Origin of the sequence: Neorhizobium petrolearium, assembly GCF_029854435.1 — a bacterium.
In the GTDB taxonomy this organism is placed as follows: Bacteria; Pseudomonadota; Alphaproteobacteria; order Rhizobiales; family Rhizobiaceae; genus Neorhizobium; species Neorhizobium petrolearium.
Window position 1 is genome coordinate 3,767,742 of sequence record NZ_CP123000.1, and the last position, 24,501, is coordinate 3,792,242.

Genomic DNA, 24,501 nt, shown 5'->3' on the forward strand with positions numbered 1-24,501 from the left:
CTCCCTGCACCCGGTTTGACTGCGATCAATGTTCCCGCCCCGGCAGCATGGTCTGATCCCCGCAGTTTCCAACACCGGGAGATAACGCCATGGCTTCGACTGACATGAAGGTTGGGGGGACGGCTGTCCCCGATATCAATGGAAAGGCGGAAGCACCCCATCAAAAGCTTCACCTCGGATCGCTGACGGCCCTGGTCGTCGGCTCGATGATCGGGTCGGGCGTCTTCAGCCTTCCGCAGAACATGGCCGCCGGCGCCGGTCCGCTGGCGATTATCATCGGCTGGGCGATCACCGCGATCGGCATGCTGGCTCTCGTTTTCGTCTACCAATCGCTGGCGACCCGCAAGCCCGACCTGAATGCCGGCCCTTATGCCTATGCCAAAGCCGGATTCGGCCCCTTCGTCGGCTTCAACAGTGCCTGGGGTTACTGGCTGAGTGCCTGGATCGGCAACGTTTCCTATGCGGTCGTGGTCTTCAGCGCCCTCTCCTATTTCTTCCCCTCCTTCGGCGACGGGAACACCTGGCAGGCAATCATCGGCGCCTCGGTGCTTCTATGGCTCGTCCATGCCCTGATCATGGCGGGCATCCGCGAGGCCGCGGTCGTCAATCTGATCGTGACGGTGGCCAAGATCGCGCCCATCATCCTGTTCATCGGCGTTGTGGTCGTCGCCTTCAAGGTCGATGTCTTCTCCGCCGATTTTTCCGGTCTCGGCAATGCAAGCCTCGGCTCGATCACCGATCAAGTGAAGAGCACCATGCTGGTCACCCTGTGGGTTTTCATCGGCATCGAGGGCGCAAGCGTCTATTCGGCCCGGGCTGAGCGCCGCAAGGATATCGCGACCGCGACGATCAGCGGCTTCCTGGTCTGCCTGGCCCTCTATGCTCTCGTATCGCTGCTCTCGCTCGGCATCCTCAACCAGCCGGAACTCGCCGCGCTCAAGAACCCGTCGATGGCAGGCGTTCTCGAAGCGGTCGTCGGCCCCTGGGGTGCGATCCTGATCAACATCGCGCTGGTCGTCTCGGTCGCCGGCGCGTTCCTGAGCTGGACGCTTCTGGCTGCGGAAATCCCGCTTGCCGCGGCCAAGGACGGCACGATGCCGGCCTTTTTCGCCAGGGAGAGCACCCGCGGCGTTCCTTCGACATCGCTGCTGATCACCAACCTCCTGGTACAGGCCTTCCTTCTGGTCACCCTGTTTGCGCAGAGCACCTATCAGGCCCTGTTTTCGATCGCGTCGGCCGCCATCCTCGTCCCCTACATCTTTTCCGGCGCCTATGCGGCAAAGCTGGCGATGACAGGCGAAGCCTACCAGGCGGGTGAAAGCCGCACCGGTCCGATGATCGGCGGGCTAATCGCCACCATCTACGGGCTGTGGCTCGTCTATGCCGCCGGCCCCGCCTACCTCTTCATGTGCGCCGTCCTCTATGCACCCGGCATCATCTTCTATGCCGCAGCCCGCCGCCAGACCGGCCAGCAGATATTCAAACCGGTCGAAGCTCTTCTCGCCGTCGCTCTTGTCGCGGTCGGACTGCTTGCGGCCTACCAGATGTGGACCGGTGCGGTCAGCCCGTTCTGAGGAGATGGAACAATGATGACTTTAGGCGTTCATTCCGAGGTCGGGCGGCTTCGCGAAGTGATGGTGCACCGGCCGGATCTCAGCCTCCGGCGGCTTACGCCGGACAATTGCAAGGCCCTGCTCTTCGACGATGTGCTCTGGGTCAAGCGGGCGAGGCAGGAACACGACGTGTTCGTCGACACGCTGAGAGAGCGGGGCGTGGTGGTTCATTCGCTCGGCGATCTTCTTGCCGAAACGCTCGACACTGCCGACGCCAGGCAATGGCTGCTCGGCCGGAGGATCAGGCCCCCGATCGTCGGCGAGGACATGGTCGTCGAAATGCAGGCCTGGCTCAACGAGATGCCATCCGAGCAGCTTTCTGCCTATCTCGTCGGCGGCGTCGCCCGCGCCGAACTCCCGTTCGAGCCTATAGGCTTGAGCGGAAAGACGCTCGCACCGGAAGATTTCGTCCTGCCGCCGCTGCCCAACCAGCTCTTCACACGCGACAGTTCCTGCTGGATCTATGGCAGCGTGTCGGTCAATTCGATGTATTGGCAGGCACGGCGGCCGGAAGCGGCCAATGTGGAAGCCATCTATCGCTTTCACCCGCGCTTCCAGCAGAGCGACTTCCCGATCTTCTCGGCGGATGGCGAAGACGCGCCGAGCCTGGAGGGTGGCGACGTGATGCCGGTCGGTAACGGCGTCGTGCTGATCGGCATGGGCGAAAGGACAACGCCCCAGGCGGTGAGCGCCCTTGCCAAGCGGCTGTTCATCGCGGGGCTTGCGACGAGGGTCATTGCCGCCCTTATGCCGCGCGACCGCAGCTTCATGCACCTCGACACCGTCTTCACCTTTTGCGATCGCGATCTTGTGACCCTGTATCCCCCGGTCGTCGAGCGGCTGCGCAGCTTTTCCCTGCGCCCCGGAGACGTCGAAGGGACGATCGACATCCACGAGGAGAATAGATCGTTCACCGAGGTCGTGGCCGAAGCGATGGGCCTCAGGAGCCTGCGCATCGTCCAGACTGGAGGCGACCGTTACGAGGCTGAGCGCGAGCAGTGGGACGACGGCAACAACGTCGTCGCCGTCGAGCCCGGCGTGGTCGTCGCCTATGACCGCAACGTCTATACCAACACGCTTCTGCGCCGCCAGGGCGTCGAAGTCATCACCATCGAAGGCGCCGAACTCAGCCGCGGTCGCGGCGGCGGGCATTGCATGACTTGCCCCCTCGTTCGCGACGCCATTTAGAAGGGCCACCGACATGCCGATCAATCTTCATGGCAGGAGCGTCCTGTCTCTCGACGATCTCTCCTCAGACGAGATCCGCTTCCTGCTGCGCATGGCCGCGGAGCTCAAGGCTGCCAAGCTGGGCGGCTACGAGAAGCCGCGCCTGACGCGAAAAAACATCGCCCTGATCTTCGAAAAGGATTCGACCCGCACCAGAAGCGGGTTCGAGGTCGCCGCCTATGATCAGGGCGCTCACGTGACCTATATCGGCCCTTCGGGCAGCCATATCGGCCACAAGGAATCCGTGAAGGACACGGCCCGTGTGCTCGGCCGCATGTATGATGCGATCGAGTTCCGCGGCTTCGAGCAGGCGGCCGTCGAGGAGCTTGCACGGTATTCCGGCGTTCCCGTCTACAACGGCTTGACCGATATTTGGCATCCGACCCAGGTACTCGCTGACTTCATGACCATGCGGGAGTTCACCCACAAGCACCTGTCGGATACCGCCCTTGCTTTTGTCGGGGACGGCCGGGATAACGTGGCCATCTCGCTGGCGCTCGGCGCGGCCAAGGTGGGGATCGATTTCCGGCTTGTCTCCCCACGGCAGCTTTGGCCGGAACAGACATTCATCGACCATGTCAATGCCGAGGCGGCGAAGGCCGGCGGCCGGTTCGAACTCACGTCCGATGTCGCCACGGGCGTCAAGGGCGCGGATTTCATCTATACGGATGTCTGGCTCTCCATGGGGGAGGATGAATCCGCCTGGAGCGAGCGCATCAAACTGCTGGCGCCCTATCGCGTCACGGAACAGGTGATGGCGGCGACCGGCAACCCCTACAGCAAGTTCATGCACTGCCTGCCCGCATTCCACGACACCCGCACCGAAGTCGGCAGGCAGATCGCCGAAAAATACGGCATAGACTGCATGGAGGTCACCAACGCGGTCTTCGAATCCGAGGCCTCCGTCGTCTTCGATCAGGCCGAGAACCGCATGCATTCGATCAAGGCACTGCTCGTCGCGACGATCGGGGGCTAGGGATGCTGATCGTCGCCGCTCTCGGAGGCAATGCTCTCCTGCGCCGGGGTGAACCGCTAACCGCGGAAAACCAGCGCGCCAACGTCAAACGGGCGGCAGCGCCTCTCGCAGGCCTGATCACGGCCGGCCATTCCCTGGTCATTACCCATGGGAATGGTCCGCAGGTCGGCCTTCTGGCGCTTGAAACCGCCGGCGTGGATGGTGCCGACCTGCCGCTTGATGTTCTTGGAGCCGAGACCGAGGGCATGATCGGCTACATGATCGAGCAGGAGCTTGCCGGCATCCTGCAAGGCAGCCGCTTTGGTACGCTGCTGACGCTCGTCAAGGTGAACGCCGACGATCCGGCCTTCCGGAAACCCACGAAATTCATCGGCCCCGTCTATACCGAGGAAACAGCCCGCACCCTGGCGGCGAAACGCGGGTGGCAGGTTGCGCCGGATGGTGACAAATGGCGGCGCGTCGTCGCCTCGCCGGCACCGCAGGCGATCATGGAAGCCGAGGTGATCTCGCTCCTGGTGAAGCAAGGGGTCACCGTCATCTGCACCGGCGGCGGCGGCATTCCCGTTGTCGAACGAGATGATGGCAGCCTTCAAGGCATTGAGGCCGTCATCGACAAGGATGCGGCAAGCGCCCTTCTCGCCGAACAGCTTGACGCCGATATGCTGCTTCTCCTGACTGACGTCGATGCCGTCTACGCCGATTTCGGCACGCCGAACGCGCGTCCGCTTGCAAGATTGGACCCGACAGGTGTGAGGGAAGATCAATTTCCCGCAGGATCGATGCGACCAAAAGTCATGGCGGCGGCCCGTTTTTCGAAAAAAATCGGACGTCGCGCCGCAATCGGCCGCCTTGAAGACGCTTCGGCAATCGTGGCGGGCGAGAAAGGCACCGTCTTCACAACTGCCGCCGTCAGGGCACCGGATTGATCGCCGGAGAACGCCTCATATCGCGGGAGGCGAGGACGAGCCGTTGGCGAATGCCCGCCGTCGCCCGAGATTCAGGCCATGGTGAAGACACCGGATCAGACCGCTCGCGCAGCCAGTTGCGCCCCTGGATTGAGGCAAGAACGATGGCGACGAATGATATGAAGGCTCTGGCACTCGACAAGGTTTATCAATTGATTGAACCCGGCCCCGTTGTGCTGCTGACAACCAGCAGGGAGGGGGTTCCCAATGTCATGACCATGTCATGGCACATGATGGTCGAATTCACGCCGCCGCTCCTGGCCTGCGTGGTATCGAGCGGCGACTACAGCTTTTCGGCGCTTGCGGCTACGGGCGAATGCGTGATCGGCATCCCTGCCGTGGAGATTGCCGAAAAGGTCGTGGCAATCGGCAATTGCTCCGGCCGCGACACGGATAAGTTCGCGCGGTTCGGACTGACGCCGCGGCCAGCGAGCCGGATCGCAGCACCGTTGATCGAAGAATGTTTCGCCAATCTGGAATGCCGGGTCGTAGAGACCCGTCTCGTCGAGCAATACAACCTCTTCGTTCTGGAGGTCGTCGCGGCATGGCACGATCCGGCGCGGGAGGCGCCGAGAACCATTCATCATCGCGGGTACGGCTCATTCACAGTGGACGGCGAGATAATTCAACTGAAGTCCCGGATGCCGTAACGGCGACTTCAGACGAACTGCCGGACATCTCCAGGGAAGATCCTCCTCGCCGGCTTCGACAGACCCCGAACAAGGTCGTGATCTCCATGACGGTTTTGGCACAGACATTTGCGTCGCGGGACGTTGCCGTCCCTACGCTCGCATGCGTGTCAGCCAATCATCCAATGGTCGAAATAAGGCGTCGCCTCCGGGGCGCCCCGGCAAACGTCGTCTCCGGAATATACAAGTTGCCCTATCTTTCGAAGAAAGCAACCAGGCGAGCAATGATGCCATTGGAATTGCGAGCAGCCAGCGACCGCACACTATGGGCTACCGTCCGGGCGCTCACGCGTGCGCCGAAATGGCAAAAGCAGACCAGTCGATGCAATTGCCGATCGCTCAGTTCGAAAAATCGCTTGGCTTCACCGTAGGTATCGTTCTCCAGGCCTGCAGCCCGAAAGACCGGATCGGCGAAAGCAACCGAGATGGCCGTCCCGTCCGCGCGCATGGCGAGACGTTCCTCTTCCGGCCGGTACTCGGTTTCGCGAAGGGTCAGAAGCAATAAATCCGGATCACGATCGAGGAGATCGGCCCACCGTTCGAGCCGTTCGCTACGCGACATTTCAGGACGAGGATAGGTGCGGTTGATCTTGGCAATAGCCTTGAGCTGATCGACGGCATGCTGTTCCATTATGGCCTCCTATTTTAACAAAAATAGCGCGCCCGTCCCAACTTCTACCGTGATACCAACCCGCCTGAATGTCCAATCACGATTGGACATTCAGGCACTATTTACGTTCATCCTTCAACTATAATTGATTGCCCAAGACAGGGTCCGAGGATGCTGCAGCATATGCCGCGAAACTTCTCAGGAAAATCGAGAATCCGCAAACAAGGAACGCGGATGTGCTACATGTTCCTTCACCACCTTCTCTGAGCTGTCGATTTCCTGCAGCAGGACATCATAACTCCAGAGATCGGCAAGGTGCTGCAGGACAAGTTTGGTCTCGCTCTCGTCAAGAGGCCAATCGTTGAGCACCTTATGCTGCAACAGCAGGCGGCGGTCGCCAGCAAGATCCACATCGACAACTTCTATTCCCGGATCCGTCCAGCCGATGTCGTATTCGCGAGCAAGCTGCCGACGAATGCGCCTATAGCCACGCTCGTCATGGATGGCCGACACAAGAATGCCGTCCAGCATATCCGGATCGTCGTGGAGCTGGAAAAGGCGCCATTGGCGGATCAGGTGCGGACTGAGGAACTGCCCGACGAAACTCTCGTCCCGATAGCTGGCCCAGATATCTCGCAGCACAGAGACCGGATCGTTGCGCCCGGCGATGTCCGGAAACCATTCGCGATCTTCGTCGGTCGGGTTCGTCACGATGCGCTCGATATCCTGCATCATCGCAAAGCCGAGCGCATAGGGATTGAAGTCGGAAAAGCGTCGGTCATCATAGGACGGCTGGAACACCACATTGGTGTGCGACTTCAAGAATTCGAGATAGTGCCCGTCACCGATCTGTCCGCGTTCGTGCAGTCTCGTCATGATCTTGTAATGAACATAGGTGGCGGTGCCCTCGTTCATCACTTTGGTTTGGCGCTGCGGATGGAAGTATTGGGCGACATGCCGGACGATGCGCAGGATCTCCCGCTGCCACGGCTGCAGCCGCGGAGCCGACTTTTCAAGGAAGTAAAGGATGTTGTCCTGTGGCAAGCCAAGTGCCGCGCGCCGCTTGTCAAGGCTGATATCAGCCCTGCTGCGCTTGTGGCCGGCAGGGACCGTGCGCCAGAGATCGTTGAATACCTGCTCCTCGTGTGCCCGCCGCTCCTGTTCCCGCTTTTCCTCCTGCCGCAAGTCGAGCTTCGTCTTCCCGGCATAACGATGCACGCCATGCGACATCAGCGCATGGGCGGCATCCAGCGTTCGCTCTACCGCAGTCTCGCCATAACGCTCTTCGCAGCGGGCGATGTAGCCCTTTGCAAATTCAAGATAGCCAAGAATGCCTTCGGCATCCGTCCAGAGCTTGAAGAGGTAATTGTTCTTGAAAAAATGGTTGTGGCCAAATGCAGCATGCGCGATGACCAGCGCCTGCATCGTGGCGTTGTTCTCCTCCATGAGATAGGAAATGCAGGGGGAACTGTTGATGACAATCTCATAGGCCAGATCGCGCATTCCACGACGATAGAAGGCTTCGTGGTGAGCGAAGTGCTTGCCGAAGGACCAGTGGCGATAGAAGAGTGGCATGCCGATGGAGGAATAGGCGTCCAGCATCTGTTCCGACGTGATCACTTCGATCTGGTTCGGGTAGACGTCGAGCCCAAGTTCGCCAAGCGCAATTTCCTCGCAGGCATCATGAATGCGCTGAAGCGTTGGGAAATCCCAATCTGAGCCTTCAAAAAGCAGACCCCCTCGCTGTTTTACGGTCTTGATCATGGCTCTGTCTTCGAATGTGCCTGCTGCTTCTGGAAAAGGTCATGGAAGACGGGAAATATCTGGTTTCGCCGGCAGACCTTGCGCATCGCAAGAGGCAGAATATCGGAGCGTATACCTTCATAAAGGTTCCAGATCGGAGAGTCGGATGTCGAGGAATCCTCTCCTTCCTCTCCGACCTCGATATAAGCGAAATATTGGCAGAGCGGCAGAATTTCGTACTGCAGCAACTGGCCGACCAGGCTTCCGTCCGAATAGGAGTTGTCCCCATCCGAAGCCTGCGCCGCATAGATGTTCCAGTCGGTCGGATCGAAACGAGCGGCAATAATGGTACGCATAGCCAAAAGCGCGCTCGAAACCAGGGTGCCTCCGGTCGCAGGGCCATAGAAGAAGGTCTCCTCGTCTACCTCCTCCGCCTTTTCCGTATGCCGGATGAAGACGATCTCCACTTTCTCGTAACGCCGCGACAGGAAGAGATACAGCAGTATGTAAAAGCGCTTTGCCAGATCCTTCATGTGTTCCGTCATGGAGCCCGAGACATCCATCAGACAGAACATCACGGCCTTAGCAACCGGCTTCGGCGTGTTTTCGAAGCGGCGATAACGCACGTCCAGGGGATCGATATAGGGAATGCGACGGCTCTTGTCCGTCAGCGACTTCAACTCCGCCTCGAGCGCCAGACGCTTCTCCTCGCTCTCGCATTCCTCGATCTCGCGCCGCAGCGCTTCGATCTCCTCCGGCTTCGGACGGCGAAGCGCGATACGCCGCATCATGGCCAGACGCGTGGTCCGGCCAACCGCAATGTTGGAAGGAGAACCTGAAACGGTATAACCCGCGCGGGTCGGGGTTACTTCCTCGGTTTCGCTCAATCGCCGCTTCGCAAGATCGGGCAGTTCAAGATCATCGAGGAAAATATCCAAGAACTCTTCCCGGGTCAGGACAAAGCGGAAATCGTCCTCGGCATCGCCTTCGCCTGCCTCCGTTGGTCTGCCCCCGCTCCCTCCCTCGGGGCGTGGAACGATATCCCCTTCGGCGAAATCTTTGTTACCTGGCAAAACCCGGTCTCTCACCCCGCCTTCACCTCTGCGAAAGCTTGGTTCGGCCACTCCTCCTATCGGAATGCTGACTTCACCGCCGTTGAGCACATCGCGAATGTTACCGCTTTGCAAAGATCGTCTGACCGCTTGCTGCACGGCGTCCTTCGCGCGCCGAAGAAACCGTTGCCGATTTTCCAAACTTTTACCGCGCGGATTAAGCCGCCGGTCAATGATGTGCATGTGGGCTCCTAAGTGAGCATTTAACTCGCCTGCTTTACGCGCATGTACCATTCCACAAGACGTCGAACCTGTCTTTCGGTGTAGCCGCGCGCGACCATACGCGAGACAAACTCGCTGTGCTTCTTTTCGGTTTCACTATCCTTCTTCGAACCAAAGGAGATCACCGGCAAAAGGTCCTCAACCTGAGAGAACATCCTTTTTTCGATCACTTCCCTGATTTTCTCATAGCTCGTCCACGATGGGTTCTTGCCACTATTGTTGGCCCGCGCACGCAGGCTGAACTTGACGATCTCGTTTCTAAAATCCTTGGGATTGGCGATCCCGGCCGGCTTTTCGATCTTCGTCAATTCCTGATTGAGCAAGTCCCGGTCGAGAAGCTGTCCGGTGTCCGGATCCTTGAAATCGACGTCTTCGATCCAGGCATCGGCATAGGCAACATACCGGTCGAACAGGTTCTGCCCGTAATCCGCATAGGACTCCAGATAGGCTTTCTGGATTTCATTGCCGATGAACTCCGCATAGCGTGTAGCAAGATCGGCTTTGATGAACTCCAGGTAGCGCTTCTCGGTTTCCTCCGGAAACTGCTCGCGCCGGATTGCCTGTTCAAGAACATACATCAGGTGCACCGGATCCGCACCGATATCGGTGGTGTCGTAGTTGAACGTCGATGCAAGCACCTTGAAGGCAAAACGTGTCGATATTCCGTCCATGCCTTCATCGACACCCGCTGCATCCCGATATTCCTGAACGCTTCGGGCCCTCGGGTCGGTTTCTTTCAGACTCTCTCCGTCATAGGCCCTCATCTTCGAAAAGAATGTCGAGTTCTCATGTTTGCGAAGGCGTGAGAGCACCGAAAAGCGCGCAAGCATCTCGAGCGTTGCCGGGGCGCAGGAGGCATCAGCCAGCTCAGACCCTTCGATCAGCTTCTCGTAAATCTTCTGCTCTTCCGTCACCCTCAGGCAATAGGGCACCTTGATCACGCAGATGCGGTCAATGAAGGCTTCGTTGTTCTTGTTGGCCTTGAAAGTTTGCCATTCGGCTTCGTTCGAATGCGCAAGGACGATGCCGGAAAACGGAATGGCACCGATATTCTCGGTTCCCATGTAGTTTCCTTCCTGCGTCGCCGTCAGCAGCGGATGCAGCATCTTGATCGGTGCCTTGAACATCTCGACGAATTCCAGCACGCCCTGATTGGCGCGATTGAGCCCGCCTGAATAGCTGTAGGCGTCCGGATCGTTCTGCGAATAGTTCTCGAGCTTGCGGATATCGACTTTGCCGACCAGCGAGGAGACGTCCTGGTTATTCTCATCACCAGGTTCCGTCTTGGCAATTGCTATCTGCCGCAACCGCGAGGGCTGCATCCTCACCACCCGAAAACGGGATATGTCGCCGCCGAATTCATCAAGCCGCTTGAGGCACCACGGACTCATCAGTCCGCTGAGGCGACGCGTCGGGATGCCGTACTCATCGAGGAGCAACGGTCCCATGGTGATCGGATCAAAGAGGTCGAGCGGGCTTTCGAAGACAGGGCTGATTTCGTCGCCGGCCTTCAGGACGTAGATCGGGTTGACCTCCATCAACTGCTTCAGCCGCTCCGCGAGAGATGATTTGCCGCCCCCGACAGGACCGAGCAGATAGAGAATCTGTTTCCGCTCTTCGAGACCTTGTGCGGCATGACGGAAGAAGGAAACGATACGCTCGATCGTTTCTTCCATGCCGTAAAAGCCGGCAAATGCCGGATAGGTCCGGATGGTCCGATTCATGAAAATCCGACCAAGCCGCCCATCTTTCGACGTATCGACTATCTTCGGCTCGCCGATCGCCTCAAGCAGGCGCTCCGCCGCGTTGGCGTAGGCCATCGGGTCTTTCTTGCACAGCTCCAGATAGTCAGCGACGGACATGTCGGTCTCGCGCCGCGCTTCATAGTTCCGCGTGAAAGTATCGAACAAGGATTCACTCAGCATGGGGCCCTTCCATTCAAGGTGTTGCCACAGCTCAACTGCCGCAAAGATTACATGCGATGCGGCAATTCATTTTGAATCTATATGTCTCTAGACTTCATAGGACACCTCTAGGTTCCCTATGGCAATGCAAAAAAATGTGCTTCCACGATTTGTTTTATCGCGCCCCCATCAACATAGACATGATCCTGATCAAATTTTGAAAAGAAGCAGGCATCGGGATCCCCGCTCTTCCAATGCCTGGAATGGTGCAACACCAACAATGACCTGTACCGGATCCGAATCGCGCAGACGCGAATCAGGCATTTTGTCGCAGATGACGTGAGCCGAGGTAGGATTTCAGCGCCTCTGGCTGATCGGTCTGGATAACGCTGATGCCGGCGTCGATCAGCCTGCCCCAGATCGCGTCCGGATCGGCAAGGGCCGCGCTGTCGGTCCATTCGCCGCTGCCGGGCTGATCGAGTGTGTTCACCCAGAGCGCCATGCCAGCCCTCATAAAGGCTTCGCGGTTAAGACTGATCGTTTCGAGACTGTCGAAACGGATTTCGCACATGAAGGGCGAGAGCTCGGCGAGAATGCCGAGTTCTTCTCTGAACCCTTCCGCCGTGAAACGTGCCATGCCCATGAAGGGCACGCCGTCGATCTTCTGGGCGCGCACCCAGGCGACCTCCGCGCGGCTGTGAACCTTGGTCTTGAGGTCGACGCTCGCATGGGCATCCATCGCCCGCGCGCAAGCGGCAACTTCCGGAAAAAGTCCGCGATCCTTGAGATCGAGATCGGCAAAGATACGTCCTCGAATCACTTCCAACGCCTGCCTCAACGTCGGAATGCGTTGATCGGTCATCACGCGGCCTTCCCCGCCGTCGTCTTCCCGCAGGGTCAGCGCCTTGAGTTCCGCCATCGTAAGGCTCTCCGCTTCGCGGCCGATGCCTGCCATGCGCTGAAGCGTGTCATCGTGCATCAAAAAAAGCTCGCCATCGGCACTCTTGCGGATATCGAGCTCAACGATTTCGCAGCCAAGAGCGATGGCGTTTTCGATGGCGGCCAGGCTGTTTTCGGGAGCGCCGTGCCAGGCACCACGATGAGCGACAACAGCACAGGCGCGCGCCGGCGAGGCGATAAAGTCTTTATAGGTCATGAGGCTTTCTTTCATTGAGCAGCAAATGCGCCGCATATTGCTCGGCCTGTTTCGGCATCGAAGAGATGCAGCCGGGCAGCAGGCAGGTTCAGGAAAAGTTCGGACTGGTTAATCAGATCGGCGCCGAAAGGCGTGGCGATTCGGATCACCGATCCGGCCAGATCGGCCGCCAGGACCGAGTGGGAACCAAGGTCCTCGCGGAATCGGAGGACTGCGCGAACGGCATGGCCGTCTGCCTTGATCCCCACAACGATGTCCTCGGGGCGGATGCCGAGCTGATAGCTTCCGGTCAACCGAGCTTCGGCGACGATTTGCCCATCGGCAAGCCGCAGCACGGAACCATCGCCAGTCACCGGCAGGATGTTCATCGGCGGCGCGCCGATGAATTTGGCGACGAAGACAGAAGCCGGATGGTGATAGATCGCCTTGGGCGTATCGAACTGCTCGATCCGACCCTTGTTGAGGATGAGAATACGGTCGGCAAGCGTCATCGCCTCCACCTGGTCGTGAGTGACGAAGATGGAGGTCGCGCCGATGCGCCGGTGGAGTTCCGAAAGCTCCACACGCATGTCGTGCCGAAGCTGCGCATCGAGATTGGAAAGCGGCTCGTCGAACAGAAGAACGTTCGGTTCACGCACGATGGCACGGCCGATCGCGACGCGCTGGCGCTGGCCGCCGGAAAGCTGCCCCGGCTTGCGGGTGAGATAGTCGGAAAGGGCCAGCATTCTCGCAACCGCCGCGACCCGCGCGGCACGCTCGGCCTTCCGCACACCGGCGACCTTGAGGCTGTAGGCCATGTTCTCGAACACGGTCATATGCGGATAGAGCGCATAGTTCTGGAACACCATGGCGCAGCCGCGGCGCTTCGGTTCGAGGTCCTGCACTTCCCGGCCCCCGACCATGATTTTGCCGTCGCTCACCCGTTCGAGCCCGGCGATCATCTGCAGAAGCGTGGACTTGCCGCAGCCGGAAGGACCGAGCACGACCGTGAACTCTCCGGCCCTGAGCTCGACATCCATCGGCGGGATGACGACCGTCTGGGCATCGTAGGCCTTTGTGACGCCGATAAGCTTGATATCGGCCGCAGCCGCGCGAATGGCCGTGTCGATAGCGTTCACGTCATTTCTCCGAAAGAACGAGGCCCTGCACGAGGTAGCGCTGCAGGAGTGCGATCATCGCAAGGGGGATGATGGAAACGATCACGGCCCCGGCCATGATCATCGGAAAATCGGGCACCTGCCCCTCCGAATCCGGAACCAGCCGTGCCAGCCCCACGACGGCGGTCTGCATATCGGGCGTCGAGGCGCCGACCAGCGGCCAGAGATATTGCGTCCAGCCGCTGAGGAAGGTCAGCACGAAAAGAGCGGCAAAGCTGGTGCGCGACAGTGGCAGAAGGATATCGAACAGAAACCGGGTGGGGCCGGCTCCGTCCATGCGGGCGGCCTTGAACAGGTCCTTTGGCAGTGTCAGGAAGAACTGCCGGAACAGGAACGTGCCGGTGCCATGCGCCACAAGCGGCGCGACCAGGCCGAAATGTGTGTTGAGCACGCTTAGTTCCAGTTGGACGGGAGTGCCGAATATCCGTGCGATCAGGCCGTTGAGACCGGTTGCGTCGAGCACGGCGTTGAGCGGAGAAAAAATGTTCGAAGCGACCTGATACGTGGTGATGACGCGGATATCGAGCGGCAGCATGATCGTCGCGAGAATGAGGGCGAAGACGACGCCCGCCCAGCGGATGCGGAAATAGACGATCGCATAGGCCGACAGGAACGACAGGACGCAGGTCGCAGCCGCATTGCTGAACGCGACCACCATGCTGTTCAGCATCTGGATCGGGATGCGCGTCTCCGTGAAGATGCTCGCCATGTTGGCGAGAAGCTGGTCGCCCGGATACCAGGCGAGCCCGTTGCGCAGCATGAATTCGTAGGATTGCGAAGCCGTTGAGAGCGTCAGGTAGAGCGGCCCAAGGATGTAGATCATCCCGACGACCAGGATGAGGCTCGCGATAATGTTGAGGGAACGTGCGTTTTCGACCATGGCTCACCGCTCGTAGTCGACGCGCCGGCCAAGGAAGATGAACTGGGCGGCGGTAAGGATGATGACGAAGACCATCAGGATTGCGGTCTGGGTCGAGGCGCCGGAGAGGTCATACCCGCTGAACCCGTCCATATAGATCTTGTAGACGAGTAACGTCGTCGCGCCGCCCGGACCGCCGTTGGTAATGGTGTCGATCAAGGCGAAGGCCGAGGTGACGCTCTCGGTGAATTCCAGCACCAGCGTCAGGAAAAGCTGCGGCATGATCAGCGGCAGTTGCACGTCGAAGATGCGCCGCCATGGTCCTGCCCCGTCCATCGCGGCCGCTTGGTGCATGGTTCGCGGGATCGACTGCAGGCCTGCAAGCAGGATCACGAAATTGAACGGGATGCCACCCCAGACATGTGCAGCGATCAGCGTGATGAAAGCGTCGGTACCATTGATGCCAGGCGCCCATATGCCCGGAAAGATGCTGTTGAGCGGCGCCAGGATGCCGACGAACGGATTGAAGATGAAGGCGAAGACGACGCCGATCGAAGCCCCCGCCACGCCTTTCGGCCAGACCAGCACGTTGCGGGCCGGCAGCGACAGGCGGATCTTCCGATCGGCGGCCACTGCAAGGATCAGCGGCACCAGAACCGCGAGCGAGGACGCGGTCACCATGAAGATGATGGTGCGCCAGCCCGCCTTCCAGAATTCTGGATCGGCAAGCACCCGGGCGAAATTGTCGAGCCCGACGAATTCCGAGCCGCCGCCGAAAGGTCGTTCCAGAAAGAAGGACCAGTAGAAGGCCTGGAAGATCGGCACGTAGAAGAAGAGGACGATCAGCAGCATCATCGGCGCCACCAGCAGGACCGGCAGCCAGCGATTGCTGAAGAGAGTGGAATCCGAAGACATGCATGAAACCTACAAATGAGGCCGGCACGGGGCTGTTACCCGTACCGGCCGCGCCAGGATCAGGGGAGCTTCGCACCCTTGTAGGTCTGCTCGAAACGGCGCAGCAGTTCGTCGCCACGCTTCTTGGCGCTGTCGAGCGCCACTTGCATGGTCTGCTGTCCGGCGAACGCCTTCTGGGTTTCCTCCATGAAGACTTCGCGGAACTGCACGTAGAAGCCGAGGCGGATGCCGCGGGTGTCCGGCGTGCGCGGCTGGTTCATCGATTCGATGCCGATCGCAGCCGTCGCATATTTGGGAGAGTCCGCTTCACCGCTTTCGGCGATGACGTCCAGCACGTCGTTGGTGACGGGGACGTAGCCCGTCGCGGCGGTGAAGAACATCTGCTGTTGGGGGCGGCGCAGGAAATCGAGGAAAGCCTTGGCGCCTTCGATTTCCGCCTTGTCATGACCCTTCATGATATAGATCGACGCGCCGCCGACGAACGTGTTGTGGCGCTCATAACCCTGGTACATCGGCGCCATGCCGACGGTGATCTCGTATTTGCCTTCGAAAGCCTTCGCGGAAGCAGCATAGGAGCCGGAGGAGCCCTCCATCATGGCACATTCGCCGGCGTTGAAAGCGGCGGTGTAGTTGCCGGCCTTGGTGTCGGCATTGAGCTTCACCAACCCTTCCTTGCGCCATTCGACAAGATTGGCGAGATGCTTGGCTGCGAAGGTGGTGTTGAAAACATATTCGGCATCAAGGCCGTCGTATCCATTATGTTTCGAGGCGATCGGCAGGCCGTGGCGCGCCGAAAACTGCTCCAGCACGCGCCAGGTATCGCCGTCCGTAACGAACGGGCAGGCATGGCCGGCGGCCTTCAGCTTGCGGGCCGCTTCAATGATCTCTTCCCAGGTCACCGGGGTCTTGCTGATGCCGGCTTTTTCCAATTCGGTCTTGTTGGTGTAGAAGAGCAGCGTCGAGGAATTGTAGGGCTGTGAATAAAGCTTGCCGTTCGACGTTTCGTAATAGGAGCGGGCGCCGGCGATGTAGTTGTTCCAGTTGACATCGGGAAGCACGTCCTGCACCGGCACCACGGCGCCGGACAGCAGCAGATCGAGCGTGCCGGCATCGAAGAACTGGATCAGCACCGGGTGGTTCTTGGCGCGATAGGCGGCGATCGCCTTTTGCATGCCGACTTCGTAACTGCCCTGGCCGACGCAGGTGACGCGATGTTCGGATTGCGCGGCGTTGAAGGCATCGCACTGGGCCTTGATCGCGGTCTCGACATTGCCCGTATTGCCATACCAGAATTCGATATCGGCGGCATGTGCTGCACCCGCGCACGTCGCCAGGGCGGTCGCTGCCACCAGAACGGAAATCTTCATAATTGCCCTCGCCTGTTTTGGGATTGGCCTTGCCGGCCCTGAACGTAGCCTTACTACACTTAAAGTGTAACAATAGGATGACGGCCGGAAACCCTTGCCCTCGAAGAAGGGCGCAGCTATGCAGGAATCGGGAAGTGAGCAAGCAATACGCGAAGCGGCAATTATTACACCTTTATGGTAATGCTTGTCGGTCTAGGGGGTATGACAATGAGCTATTCTCCGGAAGCGTCGATCGCCCCCCAATTTCTGCGCGCCAGCGAAGGCGGCGTCGTATCGCCGAACGAGCGCAACCTCTTGAAGCTGATCTGGCGCCACCCGGGCCTTTCCCGATCCGAAATCACCAGCCATACCGACCTCACGCAGCAATCGGTCTACCGGATCATCGACCAGCTGGCGGAGCGCGGCGTCGTTGCCCTTGGTTCGCCGAAGCCCGGCCTTGGCCGCGGCCAGCCGAGCCCGACACTGAGGCTTGACGGCCGCCATGCCTATTCCTGCGGTATCTCGGTCAACACCGACATCATCGGCATCTGCCTGATGGACCTGGCAGGCAACATCCTCGGCGAAAGCAGCGTGACGCTGCGCGAACACACCATGGCCCGGTCGCTCGATCTCGTTCGCGAACAGATGGTTGAATTGCAGCGGCAGAACAGTCTGACATCGGAAAGCTTTTTCGGCATCGGCTTTGCCATTTCCGGCTACCATGTCGGCGGTACGCGCTACAACGCGCCGCTGCCCCTGCATGAATGGTCGCTGATCGAGCTCGGACCTCTCCTTTCCGACTTTTTCAGCAGGCCGGTCTGGGTCCACAACGGCGCCAATACCGGAGCAATCGCCGAATCGATGTTTGGCGTCGGGCGCTACATCAAGCACTTTGCCTATCTGAGCTTCAACTACGGATTCGGCGGCGGGCTGATCAGCGATGGCGAACTGCTGCTCGGCGGCAACGGCAACGCCGGGGAATTCTCCGGGATATTCGACATAGAGGAATCGAAACGCCGGCCGGCCCTGCAATATCTGATCGAACGGCTGAACCGCAACGGCGTCGACGTGCCCTCGATCAGCTATATGCGCAAACATTTCGACCCGGACTGGCCCGGCGTTGCCGAATGGGTGGAAGAGATCACACCCGCATACAATCGTCTCATCAACGCCATCCGGGCCGTTGTCGATCCACAGGCAATCGTGTTCGGCGGCCAGGTCCCGCCCGATCTTGCGCAGATGTTGATTGAGCGAACGCGCATTTATGATCGACCGCGTTACGGTGTACATCGCCCTAGCCCAAAACTCATTATTTCGGAGATAGGAACCGACGCCTCGGCCATGGGGGCCGCGATCACGCCATTCCACTCAACCTTCTATTGAGCTGAACTGACGCCTCGAAATCATAAGGTCCAACGAGAGGGCGATGGATTTTGACTCATGTCAACTCGCCCGCGATTCCAACAGGCATATTGGCATCCACCTCTTGATCAACTCTGGAGGTCTTAAGGGAATTTCAGAGCGGAGACCTTCAAACGGCTCACCGCCACGGTTGTACGAATTCCAATACGGAACCGGAAAGGATGCGCGGATGGTCAGGATCGTCGCTCAGGCAATACTGTCGGCAGCGGGTGTCATCGTTGCCTTCTTCGTCTCGGAAAATGACATCGGCTACCCCATCTATCAGATGATCGTCTCTCTCCTGCTGATTGTCGTGGCCGCACTCTTGGTCTGGTACGTGCCCAGGCTGATCCGCCGCAACAATATATGACGGTCTGGAAGAAAGAGCCATCATCGGCGTCGAACACCGGCAGCCTCTGAACGCGCGTGGCACGTCGCTTGCATCGGTTAGATGCCAGCTTGCGAGAGGATACGGCCGTGTATGCGAATATCAACCCTTCGATCGACATCCGATTGCTGCACACCACCTATCTCCTGCTCACCGAGAGGAACGTCTCGAAAGTGGCAGTCCTGCTCGGCCTCAGCCAGCCGAGCGTGAGCGCATCACTGAAGAAGGCACGCGAGATCTTCTCCGATCCGCTGCTGGTGCGCAGCGGCCAGAAACTTGTTCTCACCGAGCGCGGCGAGGAAATCGTCGCTTCGCTCGGCGCGATGCTGGAAAGCCTCAAGAACACCATCAACCGGACCAACCAATTCGATCCGGGCGCAGTCCAGAGCCGCATGCGCGTTGCTGCCGTGAATTGTTTCGGCGCCTTCCTCATTCCGCCGCTCGCGAGCAGCATCCGGCAGAAGGCGCCCGGCATATCCGTCGATTTCTTCGCTCCCTCCGAAAAGGTGGATCTGATCGATGAGCTCGGATCGGGGCGAGTGGATCTCGTGATCGGCAACTGGCCGGCGCCCCAACAAAGCTTGAAGTCGACCACGCTTCTGCATTGCGACATCGCCTGCGTGGTACAGAAATCCAATCCGCTCGCCCGGCGCGGCAGGCTTTCCCTCGAAACCTATCTCGATGCCGATCACGTGTCGCCGACGCCGGGATCGAGCGCCTTCTACAGTCCGATCGACGGGCGGCTGTCCCAGCTTGGCCTGAAGCGCAGGATCGCCATGTCCGTTCCGGAATACGCCCTCATCCCGGCCATTCTCGCCGAAACCGACCTCGTTTTCACCACCGCCCGGCCCTATGCGGAGTATATTGTCGAGCATGCTCCGGCCAATCAGCTTCAGCTCGTCGAGGCACCCCGCGAATTCGATCAGATGAACCTTTATCTGCTCTGGCATGAACGGGCCCATGCCAGCGGCGCCAATCAATGGCTCCGCAGCGTGGTGCGCTCCGTGGCCCGCCGCTTCGACCAGACCCTCCATGCCGTACCAACGACATCCGAACTCCTAGCAGCCTCTTGAACCCCAGATATATAAGCCTCCGTCTATACCTAGTATTGACGAGCGAGACATTCACCCCGCGAGCAATTTTGCCCATGCTTGAGGCACGCATAATGCATGCTGAATAATTGAGCATAACGACCGGGAAATGCGAATGTTGATGCACACTCTGCTTTTGGACGGTGCGAACCGTGATCCGGACCACGCCTGTTTCCATTGGGTGGACAGGAATAGGAGCCTGACCTATGCGGAGGCCGTCGGCGCCATGGAGCGCGCCGCGGGCGCCCTCCACGACCTCGGCGTCCGGCCGGGAGACCGGGTGACGATCTTTGCCCATAACGGCATGGACTATCTCGTCACCATGCTCGGCTGCTGGCGTCTTGGAGCGATCTGCGCCCTCGTAAACGTCAAGTTCGCTGGTGAACTTGCCTATTATTTCGCCGATCATGAGCCGACCGTTGTCGTCTACACCCATGACATGCAGGAGCCGGTCCGGACCGCCGCCGCCGGCATTGCGAGCATCCGGGCGCTGGTTTGCATGGACGGCCCGCAGGAAGGCGCCCATTCCCTGCCCGCCCTGATGGCCGCAGCGCTTCCCGTGCCCGCCGACCCCGGCAATGAGGATGCGATTGCCCATCTCTCCTATACCTCCGGCACGACCGGCAGACCGAAGGGCGCCTGCCTCAAGCACGAACCGACGGTCAGGGCGACGCGCTGCATCGCAGAACGCCTGCAGATCACCGCCGACGACGTCTCCTTCGGTCCGAGCGCGCTGTCGAGCTCCTATCAGCTCGTCGGCAACCTGTTGCCGCAGCTCTCCCACGGCGCCGCCATCAACGTCATGGGCAAGTGGACGCCGTCGACGGGCTTCGATGCACTGGAAGCGCGCGGCGCGACCATGCTGATCGCCAATCCGCCGATCCTCACCGATGTCTTCAACGAGGCCGCCGCCCGCGGCCATGCACCGTCGAAGCTGCGCATGAGCATGTCGGGCGGCGGGCCTGTTCCACCCCTCCTCAAGGCCGGCTGGCACGAAAAGCTCAAGCTGCCGCTGGTTGAAAGTTACGGACAGTCCGAACTCGGCGGCTTCGTCGCCCTCGGTTTTCCGAAGCTCGACAGGAAAGACATCGAGACGCGCCGCGCCGGCATGCCCCTTCCCGACAAGGAAGTCCGCATTCTCAATGCCGACGGCACCGAAGTGCCGAACGGGGCGGTGGGCGAGATCGCACTGCGCGGCGGCTTCATGTGGGGCTACTGGGGCAAGCCGGAAAAGACGGCGGAGACGCTGAGAGACGGCTGGCTCTGGACCGGTGATATCGGCTCGATGGACCGCCAGGGTTTCGTGACCATGCTGGGGCGCCGCTCCGAACTCCTGCATGTCGACGGCAAGACCTGGTATCCGCGCGACGTGGAGGAGGCGCTTTCGACGGTGCCCGGTGTCGAACAGGCCGCCGTCGTCGGCGTGCCCGATGCGGCGATCGCAACCCGTCCGGTCGCCTTCGTGCAGGCCACCCTGCCGCTGGATGGCGAGGAGATCAAAGCGAAGATCGCCGACGCTCTGCCCTACGACCTCTCCGTCATGACCGTGGTCTCGCTTGCCGAGCTTCCCATGACCCCCACCGGCAAGATCGCCAAGGCCGAACTCGCCGCGCGCGCCGCGGCGGTTTGAAACGAAATCGAGGACATATCCATGAAGCTGAAGTCGCATTGGTGGTGGGATCATACGACCAGGGATTTTTTCGAATTCGACATGGAGAAATTCGTCGCCATCCTGCCCGTCGCCGCCGTCGAGCAGCATGGTCCGCACCTGCCGGTGCGCGTGGATGCGGCGATCAATGCCGGCACGATCGCAAGGACCGTGGAACTGATGGAAGACGACCTGCCGGCGCTGGTGCTGCCGATGATGCCGGTCGGCAAGTCGGTCGAGCATACGGCCTATCCGGGCACGCTGACCTTCAACTACGATACGCTCGCCAAAATGTGGTTCGAGCTCGGCGAGAGCGTCAACCGGGCCGGCTGCCGCAAGATCATCTTCGTCAATTCGCATGGCGGCCAGCCACAGGTCATGGAGATCGTCTGCCGAGAATTGCGGGTGAAGCTCCGCATGTTCGCCGTCAGCGCCTGGGCAAGCGCCGGTGCCGATTTCTCCGACCTCTACAGCGAACACGAGCTGAAACACGGTATTCACGGCGGCGAGGCGGAAACCAGCGTCATGCTGCATCTCCATCCCGAACTGATCGACATGCAGTTCGCCGATGATTTTGTGCCCGTATCCGTCGAACTGGAAAAGGCGGGCGGTCTGCTGATGCCGGAGGGGCGGATCGGTTATGGATGGCAGACCCAGGACATCCAGCCGTCCGGCGCCTGCGGCAACGCAGCAGCCGCCGATGCCGAACGCGGCCGCGAGCATGTGGAGCGCAGCGCCCGCAATCTCCTGAAGCTGGTCAGGGAAGTTCTCGAATTCCCACTCGACCGCATCACCGACAAGACGACGTACAGGGGCTGACGACGTGATGCACCACCGGACGCCTCATGACGTGATCGGGCCTGAAAGGGCCGAACTCGTGCTGCGCGACGGTATCGTGCTTGTTGCAGATATCTACCGGCCCGCGAATGAAGGCCTCTATCCCGTGCTCCTGATGCGCCAGCCCTATGGGCGCGCCATCGCCTCGACGGTCGTGCTGGCGCATCCGTGCTGGTATGCGTCGCATGGTTATATCGTCGTCATTCAGGATGTCCGCGGTTGCGGCGATTCCGGCGGGGATTTCGAAGCCTTCGTCAACGAAATGGAAGATGGCGCGCAGTCCCTCGATTGGGCGGCATCTCTTCCGGGCTGCAGCGGCAAGCTCGGCCTTTACGGCTTCAGCTACCAGGCCATGACGCAATATCTTGCGCTTGCCGGCAAGGGCCGCCGGCCCGATGCGATCGCCCCGGCAATGGCATCCTGGATGCCGCGCGACGACTGGGCCTACGAGGGTAGTGCGTTCCGGCTCGGATTGAATGTGAGTTGGGCGGCGCAGATGGCCAAGCTCAAGGCAGCCCGCAACGACGATGGCGAGACCTATTCCACGATCGACGGCGCGGCAGACGACCTTGCGCTCCGCGATCTGCTGATCGCCCGGCCTGACCTTTCGCATCTCGGGAAATGGATCGAGGACGACGAAACATACTGGAGCAAGATTTCTCCGGGCGTCCTCCTCAGGGATAACCCGCTCGACATCCCCGCTTTCCATACGGGCGGCTGGGCCGATTTCTTTCTGGAAGGCACCTGGGCGGCGGATGCCGCTTTCCGCCGGAAGAACCTTCAAACCTCTCATCTCGTCATCGGGCCATGGACGCATGCGCCCTGGAACAGGATGAGCGGCGGCACCGACATGGGGCCGGAGGCGGAGTTCCCGGTCGACCGCGCCCAGATTGCATTCTTCGACTTCTACCTGAAGGGTAAAGGAGATCGGCCGGCGACGGCTCGGCTGTTCGATATGGGGCTTCGACGCTGGCGGACGCTTCCCTCGCTTCCGCCCACGGCGGATACGGCCTTTTTCCTGGCGTCGTCAGGGCTTGCCGCCGCGATGATCAGCGACGGTCGCCTCGATACCGGGCCGTCGTCGCCGGCCGGCGACACCTTCGTCCACGATCCCTTCCGCCCGACGCCGCTTGTCGGAGGCCATCTCGGCACACCGGCCGGCTTTGCCGACCGCAGCGCCTTCGACAACCGCGCCGATGTGGCGGTCTACACGACCCTTCCGTTCGACGCCGCGACGACCTTCATCGGCAAGGCTGCGGCCGAGATCGAGATAGCCTCCCGATCCCTGGGCTGCGATGTCTGCGCGACGCTGTCGCTGGTCGGCCCTGATGGCGCAGCGAAAGTCATCTCCACCGGCTATGCCCGGATCGACGATGCCCATCGTGCTCTCGCGCGCATTTCCCTGCGATCCATATGCCTGTCGGTTCCGGTCGGGTTCAGGCTGCGGCTGTCCTTGCAGGGCGCGGCGGCGCCAGCCTTCGAAATCCACCCCGGCAACGGCGCCTTTGCCCCGGCGCCAGCCATCGCATGCAGGCCCATTCCGATTTCCATTCACCACGGCGGGGCTGCTGGCTCCCGCCTCATCATGCCCAGGGTGTCCGATGACGTCGCATAAGCACTATCTCACACTCGACAATGTCACTGCGACCTACGGCGAATCCGTCGCGGTCAACGGCCTGACGATCGAGGTCGCCAGGGGAGAGCTGCTCTCGCTGCTCGGCCCCTCGGGCTGCGGCAAGACGACGACGCTCAGGATGATCGCCGGCTTCATCCAGCCGTCGGGCGGACGCATCATCCTCGGCGGCGAGGATATCAGCCGCCGCCCCGTGCATACCCGCAATATCGGCGTGGTCTTCCAGTCCTATGCGCTCTTTCCGCACCTCACGGCGCTCGACAATGTCGGCTTCGGATTGCGCATGCGCCATGTCGGCAAGGCGGAATGCCGCGAGAAGGCCGCCGCCGCTCTCGAAACGGTCGGCCTCGGCGCCTATCAGGATCGCTATCCCGGCCAGCTTTCGGGCGGCCAGCAGCAGCGCGTGGCGCTTGCCCGCGCCCTGGTGATCGAGCCGGACGTTCTGCTTCTCGACGAGCCGCTTTCCAACCTCGACGCCCACCTGCGCGCCGATATGCGCAGCGAAATCCGCTCCCTTCAGCAGCGCCTCGGCATCACCACGGTCTTCGTCACCCACGACCAGCAGGAGGCGCTCGCCATGTCCGACCGCGTGGCGGTGATGAGCAAGGGGCTGCTGATGGAAATCGGATCGCCGGTCGGCCTCTGCGACCGGCCGAAATCCGCTTTCACCGCTTCTTTCCTCGGCGCCCGCACGGTGATCGAAGGACGAACGGAAAACGGCCGGTTCCACGCGCCGGGGCTCGCCTGCGACGGTGCACCGGAGGGTGCCACCAGGCTCGTGCTGCGCGCCTCGCGTCTCAGGATTTCCAGCGAGCCCGGACCGCTCAATGTCTCCGGCACGCTCGTCAATTCGGCTTTCTTAGGCGACACCTACGAAGCCGACATTCAATCCGCATGCGGCACGATCCGGCTGATCGTGTCGTCGGATATGCCGCCTCCGCCCATCGGCACGTCGTGCAACATCCAAACCCAGCCAGGTGGCGCCACATTCATCTAAACGAACAAGGGG

General features: G+C 60.6%; 21 protein-coding genes. 12 read left to right on the forward strand and 9 right to left on the reverse strand.

Annotation, left to right across the window (positions count from 1 at the left end; all coding sequences use genetic code 11):
• The first annotated feature begins 89 nt into the window (after positions 1-89).
• The 5 genes from arcD to QEO92_RS18520 all read left to right on the forward strand — a co-directional run bounded on the left by arcD (position 90) and on the right by QEO92_RS18520 (position 5,431).
• Positions 90-1,574: an arginine-ornithine antiporter gene (gene arcD / locus QEO92_RS18500; RefSeq protein ID WP_320443032.1), complete on the forward strand. Its 1,485-nt coding sequence runs from the start codon at positions 90-92 to the stop codon at positions 1,572-1,574.
• A gap of 12 nt (positions 1,575-1,586) precedes the next feature.
• On the forward strand, positions 1,587-2,801 hold the full coding sequence (locus QEO92_RS18505) for an arginine deiminase (protein WP_037152882.1): 1,215 nt from the start codon (positions 1,587-1,589) through the stop codon (positions 2,799-2,801).
• Between the two features lie 13 nt (positions 2,802-2,814).
• Positions 2,815-3,816, forward strand: a complete 1,002-nt coding sequence (gene argF / locus QEO92_RS18510) for an ornithine carbamoyltransferase (RefSeq protein WP_037152885.1) — start codon at positions 2,815-2,817, stop codon at positions 3,814-3,816.
• 2 nt (positions 3,817-3,818) lie between these two features.
• Positions 3,819-4,742 (forward strand): carbamate kinase, encoded by a 924-nt coding sequence (gene arcC, locus QEO92_RS18515; protein ID WP_227704002.1) that lies wholly within the window; start codon positions 3,819-3,821, stop codon positions 4,740-4,742.
• Positions 4,743-4,900: 158 nt separating this feature from the next.
• Complete coding sequence (locus tag QEO92_RS18520) at positions 4,901-5,431, forward strand: flavin reductase family protein (protein ID WP_227705214.1); 531 nt, start codon at positions 4,901-4,903, stop codon at positions 5,429-5,431.
• 232 nt (positions 5,432-5,663) lie between these two features.
• On the opposite strand, the gene QEO92_RS18525 is transcribed toward QEO92_RS18520, so the two are convergent.
• From QEO92_RS18525 to QEO92_RS18565, 9 genes are all read right to left on the reverse strand, one after another.
• Complete coding sequence (locus QEO92_RS18525) at positions 5,664-6,101, reverse strand: hypothetical protein (protein WP_227704003.1); 438 nt, start codon at positions 6,099-6,101, stop codon at positions 5,664-5,666.
• Between the two features lie 177 nt (positions 6,102-6,278).
• Positions 6,279-7,844 (reverse strand): SpoVR family protein, encoded by a 1,566-nt coding sequence (locus QEO92_RS18530; protein WP_227704004.1) that lies wholly within the window; start codon positions 7,842-7,844, stop codon positions 6,279-6,281.
• A complete protein-coding gene (locus QEO92_RS18535; protein WP_227704005.1) occupies positions 7,841-9,118 on the reverse strand; it encodes a YeaH/YhbH family protein in 1,278 nt (425 codons plus the stop codon). Before QEO92_RS18535 ends, QEO92_RS18530 begins: the two co-directional genes overlap by 4 nt.
• A 20-nt stretch (positions 9,119-9,138) precedes the next feature.
• On the reverse strand, positions 9,139-11,082 hold the full coding sequence (locus QEO92_RS18540) for a PrkA family serine protein kinase (RefSeq protein ID WP_037152899.1): 1,944 nt from the start codon (positions 11,080-11,082) through the stop codon (positions 9,139-9,141).
• Positions 11,083-11,377: 295 nt separating this feature from the next.
• Positions 11,378-12,217, reverse strand: coding sequence for a glycerophosphodiester phosphodiesterase family protein (locus QEO92_RS18545; protein ID WP_227704006.1), 840 nt, complete (start codon positions 12,215-12,217; stop codon positions 11,378-11,380).
• An 11-nt stretch (positions 12,218-12,228) separates the two neighbouring features.
• On the reverse strand, positions 12,229-13,335 hold the full coding sequence (locus QEO92_RS18550; protein ID WP_227704007.1) for an ABC transporter ATP-binding protein: 1,107 nt from the start codon (positions 13,333-13,335) through the stop codon (positions 12,229-12,231).
• A gap of 1 nt (position 13,336) precedes the next feature.
• Positions 13,337-14,254: an ABC transporter permease subunit gene (locus tag QEO92_RS18555; RefSeq protein ID WP_227704008.1), complete on the reverse strand. Its 918-nt coding sequence runs from the start codon at positions 14,252-14,254 to the stop codon at positions 13,337-13,339.
• A 3-nt stretch (positions 14,255-14,257) separates the two neighbouring features.
• On the reverse strand, positions 14,258-15,148 hold the full coding sequence (locus QEO92_RS18560) for a carbohydrate ABC transporter permease (protein ID WP_227704009.1): 891 nt from the start codon (positions 15,146-15,148) through the stop codon (positions 14,258-14,260).
• A gap of 59 nt (positions 15,149-15,207) precedes the next feature.
• The gene (locus QEO92_RS18565) at positions 15,208-16,515 is read right to left on the reverse strand and encodes an extracellular solute-binding protein (protein ID WP_227704010.1); all 1,308 of its coding nucleotides are present in this window, start codon (positions 16,513-16,515) and stop codon (positions 15,208-15,210) included.
• Positions 16,516-16,722: 207 nt separating this feature from the next.
• On the opposite strand from QEO92_RS18565, the gene QEO92_RS18570 reads away from it, so the two are divergent.
• The 7 genes from QEO92_RS18570 to QEO92_RS18600 all read left to right on the forward strand — a co-directional run bounded on the left by QEO92_RS18570 (position 16,723) and on the right by QEO92_RS18600 (position 24,489).
• Entirely contained in the window at positions 16,723-17,877 is a 1,155-nt protein-coding gene (locus tag QEO92_RS18570) for an ROK family transcriptional regulator (RefSeq protein ID WP_210050050.1), read from the forward strand.
• Between the two features lie 208 nt (positions 17,878-18,085).
• Positions 18,086-18,265 carry a hypothetical protein gene (locus tag QEO92_RS18575; protein WP_227704011.1) on the forward strand — a complete coding sequence of 60 codons (180 nt, stop codon included), beginning with the start codon at positions 18,086-18,088 and terminating at the stop codon, positions 18,263-18,265.
• Positions 18,266-18,372: 107 nt separating this feature from the next.
• Positions 18,373-19,356, forward strand: a complete 984-nt coding sequence (locus tag QEO92_RS18580; protein WP_210050053.1) for a LysR family transcriptional regulator — start codon at positions 18,373-18,375, stop codon at positions 19,354-19,356.
• A gap of 133 nt (positions 19,357-19,489) precedes the next feature.
• Positions 19,490-21,004, forward strand: a complete 1,515-nt coding sequence (locus tag QEO92_RS18585; RefSeq protein ID WP_227704012.1) for a class I adenylate-forming enzyme family protein — start codon at positions 19,490-19,492, stop codon at positions 21,002-21,004.
• A 21-nt stretch (positions 21,005-21,025) separates the two neighbouring features.
• On the forward strand, positions 21,026-21,841 hold the full coding sequence (locus QEO92_RS18590) for a creatininase family protein (RefSeq protein ID WP_227704013.1): 816 nt from the start codon (positions 21,026-21,028) through the stop codon (positions 21,839-21,841).
• 7 nt (positions 21,842-21,848) lie between these two features.
• The gene (locus tag QEO92_RS18595; protein WP_227705215.1) at positions 21,849-23,474 is read left to right on the forward strand and encodes a CocE/NonD family hydrolase; all 1,626 of its coding nucleotides are present in this window, start codon (positions 21,849-21,851) and stop codon (positions 23,472-23,474) included.
• Positions 23,461-24,489, forward strand: a complete 1,029-nt coding sequence (locus tag QEO92_RS18600; RefSeq protein ID WP_037152919.1) for an ABC transporter ATP-binding protein — start codon at positions 23,461-23,463, stop codon at positions 24,487-24,489. Before QEO92_RS18595 ends, QEO92_RS18600 begins: the two co-directional genes overlap by 14 nt.
• Positions 24,490-24,501: the final 12 nt, after the last annotated feature.